11 protein-coding genes are annotated in these 14,333 nt (G+C 65.6%); 4 read left to right on the top strand and 7 right to left on the bottom strand.

Features of this window, described 5'->3' with window-relative positions:
- Window positions 1-376 precede the first annotated feature (376 nt).
- The gene (locus AC3WSN_RS14560) at window positions 377-1,036 is read left to right on the top strand and encodes a TetR/AcrR family transcriptional regulator (RefSeq protein WP_492538814.1); all 660 of its coding nucleotides are present in this window, start codon (window positions 377-379) and stop codon (window positions 1,034-1,036) included.
- Window positions 1,037-1,341: 305 nt separating this feature from the next.
- Here the strand turns inward: AC3WSN_RS14560 and AC3WSN_RS14555 are convergent, their stop codons facing one another.
- The 3 genes from AC3WSN_RS14555 to AC3WSN_RS14545 form a co-directional block, all read right to left on the bottom strand.
- Window positions 1,342-1,764, bottom strand: a complete 423-nt coding sequence (locus tag AC3WSN_RS14555) for a phospholipase A2 family protein (protein WP_492538812.1) — start codon at window positions 1,762-1,764, stop codon at window positions 1,342-1,344.
- Between the two features lie 81 nt (window positions 1,765-1,845).
- Window positions 1,846-2,106 (bottom strand): hypothetical protein, encoded by a 261-nt coding sequence (locus tag AC3WSN_RS14550; protein WP_492538810.1) that lies wholly within the window; start codon window positions 2,104-2,106, stop codon window positions 1,846-1,848.
- A 98-nt stretch (window positions 2,107-2,204) separates the two neighbouring features.
- On the bottom strand, window positions 2,205-3,185 hold the full coding sequence (locus AC3WSN_RS14545) for an SLC13 family permease (RefSeq protein ID WP_492538808.1): 981 nt from the start codon (window positions 3,183-3,185) through the stop codon (window positions 2,205-2,207).
- Window positions 3,186-3,838: 653 nt separating this feature from the next.
- On the opposite strand from AC3WSN_RS14545, the gene AC3WSN_RS14540 reads away from it, so the two are divergent.
- From AC3WSN_RS14540 to AC3WSN_RS14530, 3 genes are all read left to right on the top strand, one after another.
- Window positions 3,839-4,255 (top strand): response regulator, encoded by a 417-nt coding sequence (locus AC3WSN_RS14540; protein ID WP_492543119.1) that lies wholly within the window; start codon window positions 3,839-3,841, stop codon window positions 4,253-4,255.
- A 104-nt stretch (window positions 4,256-4,359) separates the two neighbouring features.
- Window positions 4,360-6,909 carry an HWE histidine kinase domain-containing protein gene (locus AC3WSN_RS14535; RefSeq protein WP_492538806.1) on the top strand — a complete coding sequence of 850 codons (2,550 nt, stop codon included), beginning with the start codon at window positions 4,360-4,362 and terminating at the stop codon, window positions 6,907-6,909.
- Between the two features lie 618 nt (window positions 6,910-7,527).
- A complete protein-coding gene (locus AC3WSN_RS14530) occupies window positions 7,528-9,144 on the top strand; it encodes an FAD-dependent oxidoreductase (protein WP_492538804.1) in 1,617 nt (538 codons plus the stop codon).
- A gap of 400 nt (window positions 9,145-9,544) precedes the next feature.
- Here AC3WSN_RS14530 and AC3WSN_RS14525 read toward each other — a convergent pair whose 3' ends face one another.
- The 4 genes from AC3WSN_RS14525 to AC3WSN_RS14510 form a co-directional block, all read right to left on the bottom strand.
- Window positions 9,545-10,114, bottom strand: coding sequence for a TadE/TadG family type IV pilus assembly protein (locus AC3WSN_RS14525; RefSeq protein WP_492538802.1), 570 nt, complete (start codon window positions 10,112-10,114; stop codon window positions 9,545-9,547).
- The gene (locus tag AC3WSN_RS14520; protein ID WP_492538800.1) at window positions 10,114-10,665 is read right to left on the bottom strand and encodes a TadE/TadG family type IV pilus assembly protein; all 552 of its coding nucleotides are present in this window, start codon (window positions 10,663-10,665) and stop codon (window positions 10,114-10,116) included. Before AC3WSN_RS14520 ends, AC3WSN_RS14525 begins: the two co-directional genes overlap by 1 nt.
- Window positions 10,666-10,700: 35 nt before the next feature.
- Complete coding sequence (locus AC3WSN_RS14515) at window positions 10,701-12,248, bottom strand: pilus assembly protein TadG-related protein (protein ID WP_492538798.1); 1,548 nt, start codon at window positions 12,246-12,248, stop codon at window positions 10,701-10,703.
- Window positions 12,249-13,055: 807 nt separating this feature from the next.
- Complete coding sequence (locus AC3WSN_RS14510) at window positions 13,056-14,324, bottom strand: MSMEG_0569 family flavin-dependent oxidoreductase (protein ID WP_492538796.1); 1,269 nt, start codon at window positions 14,322-14,324, stop codon at window positions 13,056-13,058.
- Window positions 14,325-14,333 lie beyond the last annotated feature (9 nt).

The raw sequence follows: 14,333 nt of genomic DNA, 5'->3' as shown, positions 1-14,333 counted from the left end.
GGCTCAGCGCCGGACCATCGCGACGCGTTCGTCAGGTAGACCCCAGCCGAGACCCACGGCTTCTTCAGCGCCGAGGGCTTCTTCGCCTGTTCGGGCTGGTCGAGTCCCTCGGATCGACGTGTCTCGGAAATGCTGCCATCCGAGGACCTGGCCTCATCGGCATGCGCCCGTCCTTCATCCTCTTCCGCGCGCGCCATCGGCCATCAGTCCAAGAAAGGAAACTCAATCGTTCCCTATCCGCTTTGTTTCATGCCCGCAACTTCGAGCATGCCTGTCCCGTTTAATCCATCACAGGGCAACGGCTTGTGACTTGCCCTCACAGGTCGATCCCGTGCACAATGTTCCAAGCACGTTTCCGTGAGCGCGTGAGGCCTGGGTGAACGCCAAGGATGAGACACCGCGGGCGCCGAGCCGCCTCGGCCGCCCTCCTCGCGGATCGGAGGGTGAGCTGACGCTGCGCATCCTCGCGGCGGCGAAGCCCGTCTTCCTGAAGGAAGGCTACGAGGTGGCGAGCGTCGACGCCATCGCCGGATCGGCGGGCATCTCAAAGAAGACCATCTACGCCCGCTTCTCCTCGAAGGAGGACCTGTTCGAGGCCGTCATCGTGCGGTTTATCGAGGAGAACGTTCCGTCCATCGAGATGGCGGCGGCACAGGACGGACCCGTGGCTGAGCGCCTCCACCGCATCGCGCTCGCGTTGTTAGAGGTGGCTCTCACCGCCGAGACCATCGCCGTCCGCCGGATCATCGTCGCCGAGGCCGCGCGCTTCCCGGAGTTCGCCCGGCTGTTGCACGATTTCGGGGTCGCCCGTGTCGCACCGTTGATCGAGCGATGCCTGGACGAAGGAAATGCTTCCGGCGAGATCGCGGTGGACGACGTCAGGCACGCCGGCGATCTGTTCCTCAGCATCACCATTCGCGGCTTCATCGACAAGGCTGAGCTCGGCCTGGAGCGTCCCGGCCTTTCGCACGTGAAGCGGGAGACGTTGAGGCGCTCCATCGACTTCTTCATGGCGGCGTGCCGGAAGCGGGATTAGTCGGCACGCGGGAGGTCCGAAAGCGCGTCGCGCGTCCTTCCGGAGCGGGGCGCCGCGCCAAGTCGGCGTGCCTTTTCACGAGAGAAGGTAGCGGACCATCATTTCGCTGGCGGCCCGGCGACCGTACTCCGGCACGTCCTCGTCGTGTCGCGGCGGGATGAGATCGGTCGGGGCGAGCCTGCCGAGGACGCCGGCGAGCTCCTCCGCCGTGAACCCGCTTTCGAACGCCTCTTGGATGGCGCGGCAAGCATAAGATTGGGCTCTCTCGCTCGCGCCAGGTCGATCCTTCGGGGCACGTCCCTCCATCACTCCCCGTCGATTGCGACCACCGCCGGGACGGGGCGACGCGAGGCTACCGCGCCGTGGCCCGCAACCGCATCGGCCCGAGCGACCGGGGCCGACGGCATCATGGCCGCGCCGGAGGCGACGAGGCCCGCCAGCATGCGAAGATCTTCGGGTTGGCGCGGGTCGTCTGCGACGCGCTCCGCTTCCGCCTGCAGGCGCGCGTTGCATGCTCTTGTCGGCAGCCCTTCGTCAGGCGTGCAGGCGTCGTGACGGGCGCACGCGGCATCCAGGGCATCGACGGGGGCTGCCGGGGCGTTGTTGCCGGGGCCGCAGTAATTGCCGTGCAGGAGCATCTTCGGCCTGGCCGCCGCGACGACTTCCCGGGCATGCGCCGGCAGCGCGAGGGTCGTGAGGAGCCCGAGGGCGAGCGCGAGTCTGGTCATGGGTTATCGTCTCCGGTCCGACCGGTTTCACATTCCGGTATCGGCGGCTGCGCCGCCATTTCGTGGAAGGTCAGGGGTGGCTCAGCGCAGGCTGGCGGAGCGCGGCGCCTCTTCGTCTCGCGAGCCAGCGTCGAACACGGCCCGGCAGCCTGGGCTTAGGCTGGCCCGCTGGGCCTTCATGCAGCTCACGATCCGCCCGCGGTCCGGTATCGCAGTCAGGCAGAGGCGCATGACGTCGTCCCGGCACATCGCCGCCTGCTCCTGCTCGCCCGCCCTCGACACCGAGGCCCCCGTGACGAGGACGCCCAGGGCCAGGACGCAATTGAGGACAAGCTTCGTCATCGTATCGGTCCCGTTCCAGGTGGGCCCGGGCATCCGCCACAGGCCTGTTTCATCTGGGAACGCTAAAGGTACTGATAGGTTCCTTTACTGACGCGCCGTCACTGGCGTATTCGCCATACTGTCGTGGCGTTCGAACGAAGTGCGATTTCGCTCCGACGCCACGGCGGCGCCCGGTCGAGACACGGGCATGGTCGCGAAGGAGACCTACTGACATGTTGGCACGTATCGCGGTGGGTACCTTGTGCCTCGTCGGCCTGATCGGCCCGGCTTCCGCGAAGGATGCCGCCGGTCGCGTCGCCCACGCGTGGGTGACGGAGGTGGTGGAACGCGTCGAGGGCACGGTCGCGACGGTGTCGGCGACGTCCGCTTCCGGAATACGGAAGGTCCGAACCATTGACGTTCACATCCGCATCGCCGCCGACGGCACCATGCTCGACGTCGCGTTCGGGAATCCGCCGCTGCCCGAACCCGTCGAGAAACGGTTGAGGGCGGCCGTCGCAGCGGCATCGCCGTTCGGGCCGCCGCCGAGGCAGTTGATTGCCCCCGATGGGGCGACCGACCTGGACTTCCCGCTGAGGATTGCAGACCGAAGCCGATGAGCGCGGCGTGGGCGGTCCGGCGAGCGCGATGTTGACGAGCGTCACGCCGAGCGTGACGCGGGTCGGCGCCGAGCCGATGGGCAGCAGGATGAGGTAGGTAATGCGTTCGGCCAAGCGTGTCTTGACCATGGCGGTGGCCAGTACGAAGGCGCCGACGATGAGGTAGGCGGAGGGCGCCGAGAAGCCTTCGAGCGCGCTCTTGACCGTGGTGATCCCCGACAGCGCCGCGGCCGGCACGACCAGCAGGCTCGCGACCGCGAGGGGCACGGCCTCAGTGAGGTAGAGGACGAAGATGCAGCCGAACAGGGCGAGCGCCTTGTGGCCGAGGAGCGTGAGACCTATTGGGGTCGGTGTCAGCCAGATCGCTGCAGCTACCAGTATGGCGGCGGCCACCCCCGCGAGTTTAAGGGAGGCGTGGTCGTTCTGCGACGGCGTTGCGACGACTGCAGTCGGTGGCGCGCCTTGCGCATCGACGCCCATCGAACCCTCCCTGCTTCCGTTGCAGGCCGCACCTTTTATGGGAGCGGTCCGATCCCCGAAGACCCGTTGCGGTCCCGTCGGCTGTCGGTCGGCGCAGGTCGTGAGCGAGGCTGCGAGCGACTGACCTCAGGATGCCAGCGCTTGTGTCAGAGCGGTTAAAGCGGGTCCAATCGCTGATTTCCAGGGTTCGATAAATGGGAGGAATGATCCGGTCGCGGGAGGCTCGAAGATCCACCTTCGCGGATTCGAACGCCTGCCTCTACGACCACAATGGGTGGAGGGTGTAAAAACAGGAAGGATTTCAGAAAACGTAGAACAATCTTCTATGTGGTAGCCATTTGGGCATCCTGAATGTGGTCGTAGACTCCATTGGGACGCCTTATCTCGGCGCTGCACAGAGTCTCCAAGGGGGAGATCCTTCAAACGCCTGCGCGTTTTCACACAGCCTCGGTGGATTTCTGCCAATCCGCTCTTGAGCGTCGAACTTCGAAAGGCGACGTCCGACGTTCGGCGGGCCGGAAGCGGAGGCGTTATCTTCGGTTCGGGTACGGTCCGCCGCAGATGCGCATGATCCTGTGACCGCCCGTGAGCCGTCGGTAGCCTGCAGCGCTGGGCGGACGGGACCTTTTGCAAGGATCAGGACTTATGTGTCGATGAAAAACCCAGCCGATCCGTCGACGCCTTATGCCCTCGTCGTCGACGACGACGGCCTCATCCGCATGGATGCGATGGACATTCTGGGGGATGCCGGGTTCCGTACCTTCGAGGCCAGCGACGGCGATAAGGCCATAGCGCTTCTCGCGCGGGAGCAGGCCTTGATCGTCCTGCTTTTCACCGACGTCCAGATGCCCGGCACTCGCGACGGCTTCGCCGTGGCCCGCGAGACTGCGCGACGATGGCCCCACATTGCCATTGTGGTCGCCTCGGGACAGGCGCATCCGGGGCCCGGCGACATGCCGGACGGCGCGCGTTTCATCGGCAAGCCCTTCACCGCCGGGATGGTGCACGACCATCTTCAGGAGATCCTGCCGAACGGACGCAAGCCGGCCCTGCTGCGCGACATGAGTTGACCAGCTTGTCTCCCCGGCCTGCCGGATACTTTTGCCGGCGCTCCGCATTACCGGGGGGTTGAAGGTCGAGTGTCGACCGGGATCCTCGGGACGACGCAGGGCGCATGGACGCGAGCACGGAAGACCAGGGACCGCCGGTCGACCTGACATCCTGCGACCGGGAGCCGATCCACGTGCTCGGCGCGGTGCAGCCGTTCGGCTTCCTGCTCGGCGTCTCGCCGGACTGGATCGTGGTGCGTGCCAGCGCCAACGCCCCGAAGTGGCTCGGACGTCCCGCTGAGGACCTGCTCGGGCTTCCGCTCGATACCCTCGTCGACCGGGAGACCATCCACCTCCTGCGCGGGCACCTGCAGACGCTGCGCGGACCGGACGCCGTGGACAGGGTCTTCGGGGTCCGCCTCATGCCGGGCGGACCTGCCTTCGACATCGCGCTGCACGTGTCCGGGGGCGCCATCGTCATCGAGGCCGAGCCCAGCGCGCCCGAGCACCTCAGCGCCGGTAACCTCGTGCGCAACATGGTCTCCCGCCTGCAGCATACGGTGGAGTTCGAGCCGCTCTGCCGAGAGGCCGCCCGGCAGATGCGCGCGCTCACCGGCTTCGACCGGGTCATGGTCTACCGCTTCGCCTCCGATGGCTCGGGCGAGGTCATTGCCGAGGCCGTGCGCTCGGGCCTGGACCGTTACCTCGGCCTGCACTACCCGGCCTCGGACATCCCAAAGCAGGCCCGTGCCCTCTACGAGCGGAACTGGCTGCGCATCATCGCTGACGTCGATGGCCCGGCCATCCCGGTGATCCCGTCGCGTGACCCGACGGGCGAGCCCCTCGACCTGTCGCTCTCGACCCTGCGCACGGTGTCACCGATCCACCTCGAATACCTGCGCAACATGGGCGTGGCCGCCTCGCTGTCGGTGTCCATCCTACGCGGCGGGCAGCTCTGGGGTCTGTTCGCCTGCCACCACACCGAGCCGCGTCATATCTCCCTGGAGCGCCGCACCGCCGCCGAGCTGTTCGGGCAGATGTTTTCCTGGATCCTGGAGAGCCGCGAGCGCGAGGTCATCGCCGCCCAGGAGGCGCTGGCCCGCGAGACCCACAACCGCCTGATGAGCGCGATGGCCGCGGGCGGCACCGGCCTGGAAGGGCTGGCCGACTTCGCCGACGAACTGTCCGGCATCGTCGCCTGCGATGGGCTGGGCCTGTGGGTAAACGGCGAGATCACCCTGCAGGGCATGACGCCGACGCGGGAAGAGTTCACCGGCCTCGTGCGCTTCCTCAACCGAACGGCTGCGAGCCGGGTCTACGCCACGGACGAGATCGGGCGGTTCCACGAACCCGGCCGCGACTTCACCGAGCGGGCCGCCGGGATGCTGGCCGTACCGGTCTCGCGCACGCCGCGGGACTTCTTGGTGTTCTTCCGCAAGGAGGTGGCGCGTACTGTGACCTGGGCGGGCAATCCGGAGAAGCCCGCGAGTCTCGGCCCGAACGGCGTCCGCCTGACCCCACGCAAGAGCTTCGAGGCGTGGCGCGAGGTCGTGCACGGCCACTCGCTCCCCTGGACGGATGCCGAGGCCCGCACCGCAGAGGCGCTGAGGGTCACGCTCTTGGAGGTCATCCTCCGCCTCAGCGATACGGCCGAGCGCGAGCGCAAGGAGGCGCAGGAGCGGCAGGAACTCCTGATTGCCGAGTTGAACCACCGGGTGCGCAACATCCTCAACCTGATCCGAGGCGTGGTCACCCAGAGCCGGGCCAGCGCTGGCGAGGCGGAGGACTTCACTGCCGTCGTTGGCGATCGCATCCAGGCGCTCGCCCGAGCCCACGATCAGGTCACCTCCGCTAACTGGGGGCCGGGCTCGCTTGCCGAACTCCTCACTGTCGAGGCATCAGCCTACCTCGGCGCCAAGGCCGACCGCGTCGTCCTCGACGGTGTCGACGTACTGCTCGAACCGCAGGCCTTCACGACCATGGCGCTGGTCGTACACGAGTTGGTGACAAACTCGGCTAAGTACGGGGCGCTCAGCGACAGCGGTGGCCGGATCGACGTGCGCTGGGAGCGGGACGGCTTCGACAGCCTCGTCATGCACTGGACTGAGACGGGCGGCCCCGCCGTCAAGGCCCCGACCCGGCGCGGGTTCGGCTCGACCATCATCGAGCGCTCCGTCCCCTATGAGCTGAAGGGTGAGGCCGAGGTGCGCTACGCGCTGACCGGCCTGACCGCGTGGTTCTCGATCCCGGCCGCGTTCGTCCGTGCCGCCCACCCGCGGGCGGTGCGGGTCGTTCAGCCCGAAGCGATCCCGTCCCTTTCGTTCGGCGGGACAGTGCTGGTGGTCGAGGACAACATGATCATCGCGCTGGAGGCCGAGGAGGCGCTCACCGCGCTGGGGGCAGATGCGGTCGACATGGCGGCCTCAGTCCGGGACGCGCTCCGCGTGATCGACGCCTCGCCGCCGGACCGGGCGCTCCTCGACGTGAACCTCGGGTCCGAGACGAGCGTCGCGGTCGCCCGGCGATTGGCGGAACTCGGTATCCCGTTCGCGTTCGCGACCGGCTACGGCGAGAGCTTCCAAGTCCCGCCCGACCTCGGCGACGTACCGGTGATCAAGAAGCCATACGGAGCGGACAGCTTACGGCAAGCCTTTGGCCGCCCCCGAACCCACTGAACCCGCCATTGAGCAGGCGGAAGCCGCAGTCGATGCCAAGGATCGCGCCGCGGCGCTCCGGGCTGCCGAGGCGCCGAGCTGTACAAAATCACTGCTTTGACGCGGCGCTACGGTACACAACAGCCCTTGGCGGAGAGCGCCTTCACGATCCGCACCACCGAATGGGAATAAGTCTTTATGTCAGCGGCAGAACGCCACTTACGGACCCAGCAGCAAAGCCTGCTTCCCACTCCGAGCTGAAGTTGCCGGACGGCCGTCTGAAGTCCGCTTCGGAGAAGCGGTAACGGCATCCCCAGCGTCTGGGCTGGGTCGATAGAAGGCCGTCCGCTTTTCCTGCGTACCTTCTCGGAAGCAGCCATTCCGCATTCGGCCAGACTACGCCACGCCGGATCGCCTGAGCGGGCAAAACCGGACCTTCGGCTTTGCGCCCATTTCGGCCATTCGTTGGTCGTCGTTGGCATTTCCGAAGCAGACGTCGACTCGGGCCGGATTGCAGGTCCTACGCACCATTCCGAACCTGCGGCGCCGCTCAGACAAACGTCCGCGCCGAGAGTCTTGCCTAGCGAAATTGATCCGACGATGCTGCGCCGCAGCGGATGACCTGCGACAGGAACCACCATGGAATCGATCGGTCGTGACCTGCGCGAGATACAGCGCATTCCCCTCGCCGCAACGCACGTCGCCGCACTCCGGGCCATCGGAGCCGAGAAGCACTACCCGGCCGGCACCTTCCTCGTGCGCACCGGCGACCCCGCCGACCGCTTTGTCTATGTCGAGGCTGGCGAGATCGAGGTGGTGAACCCGTTCACGGACGAGCGCCATCTTCCTTCCACTCTCGGGCCAACTCAGTTCATGGGAGAGATCTCGTTCCTGAACGGCGGCGTCTGGTCGATGCCCATGCGAGCGTGCACGGATACCATCGTCACCGAGGTGCCGCGTCCGGCGATGCTGAGGTTGTTATCCGAGATCCCGGAGATGTCGGACATCATCATCACGGTTCTTGCCGCAAGGCGGCGCCGCCAGCTCGACTCACACGATGGCACCTTGGTGCTCATTGGCGAAGACAACGATCGGAGCGTCCGGCGGATCGCGGAGTTCGCCAGCCGCAACCGCCTCCCCTACAGGTCCTACCCGCTGGGCAGCCCGGAGGCGGCGAGCGTAGCCACGAGTTGCTCGATCTCGTCCGAACGACCGGCGGTCATCTTCGGCCGGGACATCGTTGTGACCGAGCCAACGCCCGCCAAGGTCGCGCAGCTGCTCGGTCTCGACTACGGCCTCGTCGACGACGAGGCCTTCGACGTCCTCATTGTAGGCGGTGGCCCAGCCGGCGTCGCGGCGGGCGTCTATGCGGGAGCAGAGGGGCTTCGCGCGTTGGTCATCGAGGATGTGGCGATCGGCGGTCAAGCCGGCACCTCGAGCCGGATCGAGAACTACATGGGATTCCCAACCGGGATCTCAGGCGCAGATCTCGTCTGGCGCGGTGAGGTCCAGGCGATGAAGTTCGGCACGCGGTTCGCGATGCCGCGGCGTGTGGCGAAGCTGGAACGGCTTGAGGACGGGTCGTTCTGTGCGACGTTCGACAACGGCCGGCGCGTCCGGGGACAGGCCGTCGTCGTCGCGACGGGCGTCCAATACAGGCGATTGCCAATCGAGCGCCTGGAGGCTTTCGAGGGCGCAGGCGTCTACTACGCTGCGACGGAGATCGAGGCCCGCTACTGCAGGAATGCCGAGACGATCATCATCGGTGGCGGCAACTCGGCGGGCCAGGCGGCGATGTATCTCAGTCGCTCGGCCCGGCACGTTCGCCTGCTGGTGCGCGGAAAATCGCTCGCAACCTCTATGTCGCGGTATCTTTCGAGTCGGCTGGAGGCAGATCCGGCGATCAGCATTGAGTATGGGGCCGAAGTCATTGCCCTACACGGCGACGACCATCTTGATGCGGTGACGATCCGCAATGTCGCCGACGGAACGACGCGCACGATCTCGACATGTGCCGTGTTCGTCATGGTTGGCGCCGCCCCCAATACCGGCTGGCTCTCTGGGCTCGTCGAACTCGATGGTCACGGTTTCGTCCTGACTGGGGACGCGATCGGCGCGAGTTCACCCTATGCGACGTCTCATCCGGGAATCTTCGCGGTCGGCGATGTCCGCGCCAACTCCGTCAAGCGTGTCGCAGCCTCGGTCGGCGAGGGATCGGTCGTCATCTCCAAGGTGTGGGAACACGTTCGGAAGTAGACCTCGCCTCACATGCCGCGTCCGATCGGGGCCCCGGATCCTCTGATGACGGGCTCGCGCTCTTGCCGTTGCAGCCCGGCGGATTGCGACGTTCAGCCGAGGCCCTCGGGACCTCGGCGACTAAGCCCTGCACTCAGTTATGCCGTGACGAGGCGCGGATTGCGGTCAGCGTGCCGGTGTTGGATCAAAGCCAGCGTGTCCGCTTCTTCGTTTTGGCCGCTCTGAAGCGGGAGGGGCGGTTTTCGGCCAGTTCCGGTCGCGTCGATTTCTGTCTCTGGATGGCTGGGTTGGGTGGATATCCGCCGGTCTGCTTTTCACGATCCTCGTCCACAAGCGGGCAGGCTGCAAACGTCCAGCAGCCGCTATAAGATTAGGTCGAGCAGGCTACGCCTGAATGGTTTCAGGCACATGGCTTCCCGTCCGGCAGCACGACCTCTGGCTTGCCATTGTACGTGGTCCCCTTCCGGACCGGCCACGTGATCGCGTAGCTGAAGGTGTAATTCTTCAGGCCGGGCAGGATGTTGAACAGCGGCTTGTAGGCGTAGGTCACCTCGGCCATCACGTAGCGCGCCTTCGCCTCCTGGCTTGCGGCTGGTGCCGGGCCTATCGTCGAGTTCACATCGCGCGGTGTCGCGTTCTGCGCCTTGCTGGAGCAGACCTTGGAGACGAAGGACGTCCCGTTCGCATAGACGCCAACCGCGGACAGGACCACGCCCATGCCGGAGGTGTCGTAGGGCCTCGTGACAGCGGATCCCGCGGCATAGACATCGTCGAGCGATCCGAGGTTCTGACGGCTGATCAGGTCCGCCATCGTCCGCGCGGACCGTGCGAGCCGTTGACCCGTCATGACGGCGCGCGGGATCTCGATGGACGCGAGCATCACCAGGATCATGATCGGGGCGATCAGAGCGAACTCGACGGCACCGGCACCGGCATCGGAGCGCCCGAAGCGCCGCAGCAGGCAGCGCATCAGCAGCTTCCCGCGGGATAGGGCTCCGACCGGAAGATCGCGGTCGAGATCAGGAGCTGCCTGCCGCCCGGCATCGCTTGGCCCGACGGCATGAGAAGCGAGAAGTAAAGGGGGGCAGGCACAGCCGCGGTGATGCTGACGACGGCGTCGCCAGTCGGGCACGTGAACGTCTTACCAAAGACCGTATTCCAGTTCTTCGCCTTGTCGTCGTACGGCTGCGCCTGCGTCGCGGATGCGAAGGTGGCGGAACTGGTCACGTCGAGCTTCAGGTCCGAGCAGCCGACGAACCAGAGGCTCCGGCACATCTGGCTTCGCATCCGGTCCGCCGCCGGCGTGCCGTCCGCCCCCGTCTGGAACTCACCTGTGAAGAGCGCCCGCGCTGACCGATCGACGGCATCGTCGAGGGATTGCTGCGTCAGGATGTGGAGGCCGGCCTGGAACACCACGCCCAGGATCGCGAAGAACGGAAGACCGAGCATCGCGAACTCGACGGCGGCCGAGCCGCGTGCGTCCGGCACCCAGTTGCGGAGGAGGCGCTTCTTACAGGGCATCAGACGGCGTGCCCAGGCTGTCGGACATCGATCCGTCATTTCGCGATCCGCAGCTCGTTAATTTGGGAGCCGATCGACGCGAAAACGTCGTTCAGTGCGCTCGAGTTCTTTACGTCGTAGAACATGTCCGGCGTGGTGGCGCAGTTGCGGAGCATATCACTGGTGCCGTCCGTGACCTCAACGCGTACCGTGAAGATCTGGATGCCCGCACTCTTCATGTTCGTGCACAGCTGCGCGGTACGCGCGTCCATGTACTTGGTGCGTGTCGCGTTGTCGTATGATGTTGTCCCGATCCGGTTGTTCCAGATGAACCCGATCCCGGAGTAGTAGGACTGGTTGTCCGAATTGGACGGAGCGCTCTGGTTCTGACCATCAGTCATCAGGACCACGTACTTGCGGGTCTTCTCGTCGGTATAGGGAGCTCCGTCGGAGAACGGCGCGTTCGGCGAGAGGACGTGCCAGCCCCACATGAGGCCGGTGGCGATGTTCGTGTCGCCCAGGACCGTCATGGCGGTGATCGCGTCCGTGACCGCCGCCTTCGTCGTGGTCAGTCGCGTTAGGGGCTGGAGCTCGCAGCCGGAATTCGGGCCGTAGTGGTATCCCGTCCCGGACTGGGTCGAGGATGCGGCCTGGAGGATCTTGTTGGAGCCGTACTTTGCAACCTGTCCCTGACGCGTCCGATCGTTCGAGCTCTGGCTGCGCGCTGGGACGGTGCTCGGATAGTCCAACATGTAGTCGTTGATTGCGCTCCCGTCGTTGTCGCTCTCATCCGGCGCGAACATGGGAACATACAAGGTATCAGGGGTCGCGATTGTCGGCGGCTGCTCCTGGACGTCATAGGGCGTCGGTCGGGTCTCGACGCAGCCGGCCCAGGCGACCTTCATCTTCCCGAATAGCGAGAAGCGGTTCGCGGTCGCATCCTTCACCGCGAAGATCTCCTTGTGGATCGACGACTTGGCGTCGACGTCCATGAAGGAAGCGTTGGCGTAGCCGGAGCCGACGTTGACAGTCATCGAGAACGGCACCACCGCCATCTTGAGCGAGTTCGGCTTGGCCGGATCGACCTCCTTGAACATCGAGTCCGCGAGCGAGGTCGCGGCGCTCTTCAAGTTGGCGAGCTTGGTCCCCTTCATCGAGCCGGTGTTGTCGAGCACCAGCGCGACCTCGAGGTTGCCGCTGCCGCGCCGCGCCACCGCCATGACGTCGATCGGCAGCTGCCTGAAACCGGCGATGCTCGTGATCGGCGTCCGCGTGTTCCCGACGATCTCGACCCGGATGGTGTCGCCATCCCGCTTGGCTGTGACGACCGCGTCTCGCAGCCGTCCATCAGACAGCAGCGCCTTGACCTGCGTGTCCGCCTTCGCCTGCAAGTCCTGATCGCTCACGGTGGTCGAGAGCTTTGCGAGGGTCAGGACCGTAGCGTCGACCGCGTTCTGCGCCTTCTGACGGACCGCGACGTTGATGCCGTAGTCGATGCCCATGCCGCCCACCATGACGAAGGGCACCATGGCGAGGGCAAAGATCGCCGCGAAGTTGCCGTCGCTGTTTGTGCGGAAGCGGACAAACAGTCGATGATACAGCATGCTGATCCTTCCTGTCGGAAGGCTCGTACTCGGCAACTTGTGACCTTTTGCTTAACACGTGCAGCTGATTTAGCTGTAAGCAAAGTCGATTTCTTCAGCCATCTGATCGGTTCCATCAAGGTGTTTTAATCAAAAGGTGATCGATCCCGACAACACTATCGATGTTTCAAATATGCACATTCCGACCCCAAACCGAAGTTTCCATGTGAGTGGCGAACGGCCGCTTCTGGGAAGTGCCGTTGGCTGTCTGCACGACTGCTGTGAGCCGATAGGAGGCCGTCCGATTTTCCGGCAACCGCTCTCCGAAGCGGACCAGCGGCTTTCGGCCAAACCCGGTCGGCGGCTTTGCGCCCATCCCGGTCATTCAGATCGCTTTGACGAAGTCCCGTAAGCGGACGCTACCAGCTTCGATCGGCCATTCGCATAAGGTGATGTTTCGGAACGCGGCGTGGATGGGCGGCTCGCCCTAAGGGCCGAAACCGGAGGCTCCCCTGCAGAACGCCTCGGCAATCAAGCCCCAGTGTCGATGGCCAAGCTCCCTCCAGAGCCAATTCTCCGACAAGCTATTCGCGCAGAGGTGCGGCATCCCCAAGGTGTAGCGATTGACGCTCGTCGGAGGTGACGCGGCTTAGACGGCCCCGATGTGGAGATTCACTGAGCTTCTCCTGCGCGAATGGGCAGCGGTTGGCCCCGGCCGTCGAGAGTGGCCTTCGGCTCCGCCTAGAAGGCGTCGGCGATGATATGACAGCCACGACGGCAAACCTGAAGGGTACCGGCCCATAGCGGCCGGCGCTTGCGGGTGACGAGTCACACGGCGAATTTGAGGGCGAACCGCTCGGCGCCAAGCCGCTTCTGAATGACCTGCACGATGTACTCGGCATCGCGGCCGACTGCGCCGAAGCGCCCCGAGCCCCAGGTGTTCAGCCACGGCAGCCCGATGAAGTAGACGCCGTCCTCGTTCGTGACGCCGCGCTTGTGCTTGGGGCTGCCCACGCCGTTGAATACGGAGGCGTCGAGCCAACGGAAATCCGGCGTGAAGCCGATGCACCAGACGACGTTGGTGATGCCGGACCTCTCCAGGGCGAGGCTGGTCACGGGCTCGCCCGGCTCCCAGACAGGGGTGTAGTGTTCCTGCGCCGGGGCATCGATGCCCTTCTCGGCGATGTACTTGTCGATGGCCGCGTTGATGCCGTTGTAGGTCCGGTCGGCCTGATCGAGCGAGCGCTTGAGGTCGCCGCGGAAACGCAGGGAGCCGTCCTGGTAATCCTCCATCAGGCCGTAGAGCTTCATGCCCTCGATGGCAAAGCGGCGCAGGTCGATATCGCGCCCGCCATCACGGCCGGTCACGTAGTGGTTGGTGTTGTCGCGGACGCCGTCGCGCAGCGGATGGTTATCGACGGTCATCTCGTAGTAGCCCATATCGGCGAGCCAGGTGACGACGTCGCGGCCCCGGTAGAAGCGGGCGCAGCGGGGCGCATCGCCCACCGCCAGGTGCACCTTGCGTCCGGCGAGGTGGAGGTCCTCGGCGATCTGCGCGCCGGACTGCCCCGAACCGACGACCAGCACCTCGCCCTCGGGCAGCTGCTCCGGGTTGCGGTACTGGTTCGAGTGGATCTGGGTGATCGAGCCCGGCAGCTTCTCGGCCATGCGTGGGATGATCGGCGTGTGATAGCCGCCGGACGCGACGACGACCTCGTCCGCGGTGTAGTCGCCCTCCGAGGTCTGGACCAAGAAGATGCCGTCCTCGCGCCGCTCCACGCGTGTGACCGACACGCCCTCGCGGATCGGCGGGTTCAACTTGGCCACGAACGCCTTCAGGTAGGCGACGATCTCGTCCTTCTTCATGAAGCCGTCGGGGTCCGGCCCGTCGTAGGGGTGGCCCGGCAGGTCGCACTGCCAGTTCGGCGTGACGAGGCAGAACGTGTCCCAGCGCTGCGTCGACCAAGTGTGCGCGGCGGTCTTCTGCTCGAAGACGAGGTGCTCAATCCCGCGCTGCTTGAGGTGGTGGCTGATCGAGAGGCCGGCCTGGCCGCCGCCGACGATGACGACGGGGACATGACGGGGGGTAGAAGTCATGGCTCTGGC

This window comes from Methylobacterium sp. FW102-HT35C08, assembly GCF_058790235.1.
Note: the sequence above shows the minus strand (reverse complement) of the source record. Positions and strands in the feature narration are given on the sequence as shown.